At 67.9% G+C, this 1,416-nt stretch carries 1 protein-coding gene; it reads left to right on the forward strand.

What is annotated here, in order from left to right:
* Window positions 1-1,416: TonB-dependent siderophore receptor (locus FUT87_RS20795; RefSeq protein ID WP_147242251.1), on the forward strand; the 1,416-nt coding region annotated here is incomplete at both ends.

Here is a 1,416-nt window from a genome sequence, read left to right on the forward strand (position 1 = left end):
GCTGATCCTGATCAACGGCGATTCGGCGCCCCCGGGCTTCAAGCTGGACCAGCTGGATCCGGCGCAGGTCGAGCGCATCGAGGTCACCAAGGGCCCCAGCGCCGACCAGAGCGCGCAGGCCGTGGCCGGCGCGATCAACATCATCCTGAAGGAGGCGCCGCGCGTGTCGCAGCGCGACCTGCGCATCGGCGCCGGCTACAACATCAACCATCCGGTCCCCTCGGCCACCTTCACCTTCGGCGAGCGCTTCGGGCCGGTCTCGCTGTCGGTGCCGGTCTCCGCCTTCCAGTGGCTGCAGGAGATGCGTTCCTCGACCGAGCGCAACGGCACCGACCTGAACGACCAGCCGGTCGTCGCCGCGCAGCACGGCAAGATGCGCAACTGGGGCCACGCCTTCAACTCCGCGCCGCGCGCGACCTGGAAGATCAGCGACGACGAGAGCGTGTCGCTGCAGGGCTTCGCGCAGAAGGGCTGGTGGAACAACTCGGTCCGCCTGGTGCCGGACGGCCAGTACAAGACGCCGCGCCTGGACGACGACAGCGACAACCAGGGCGTCTGGCAGATGCTGCGCGCCAACCTGCAATGGAACAACCGCTTCAGCGAGACGCAGAAGTGGGAGCTCAAGGCCGGCGTGCAGGATGCGAAGAACCACATCGAGAACCACACGCTGAACGCGGCCGCGCCGGTGGACGCGGTGATCGACAGCCGCGACCGCAGCCTGACCCAGGCCGGCAAGTACAGCCAGATCCTGGGCGACGAGCACACGGTGACACTGGGCTGGGACTTCGAGTTCCGCAAGCGCGACGAGATCCGCGACACCACCGTGGCCGGCGGCGAGCAGCTGCCGGCGCTCAACGGCGAGAACTTCGGCGCGCGCATCCGCCGCCAGGCCTTCTTCATCCAGGACGAGTGGGAGATCAACCCGCAGTGGTCGACCTACTTCGGCCTGCGCCATGAGCGCATCGTCACCACCAGCCGCGGCGTCGCCACCGATGCGCGCAACAGCTCCAGCGTGCTGTCGCCGCTGTGGCACCTGACCTACAAGCTGGACCCGAAGGCGCGCGACATGATCCGCGCCAGCCTGACGCGCAGCTACAAGGCGCCGGAGCTGACGCAGATGCTGGGCCGCTACACGCTGAACAGCAAGTTCCCCGACCCCGGCCAGGCCAACGACGAACTCAATCCCGACCGCGTCGGCAATCCGGGCCTCAAGCCGGAACTCGCCACCGGCCTGGACATCGCCTACGAGAAGTACCTGAGCGGCGGCAGTCTCTTCAGCGTCGGCCTGTTCCACCGCAACATCAGCCAGTTGATCCGCAACGTCGTGACGCTGGATCCGGCCAGCGCGCTGGTGCCGGTGCCGCGCTACGTGATCCGCCCGACCAACTTCTCCAGCGCCACCACCAGCGGCATCGA

Source organism: Mitsuaria sp. TWR114, assembly GCF_007997345.1.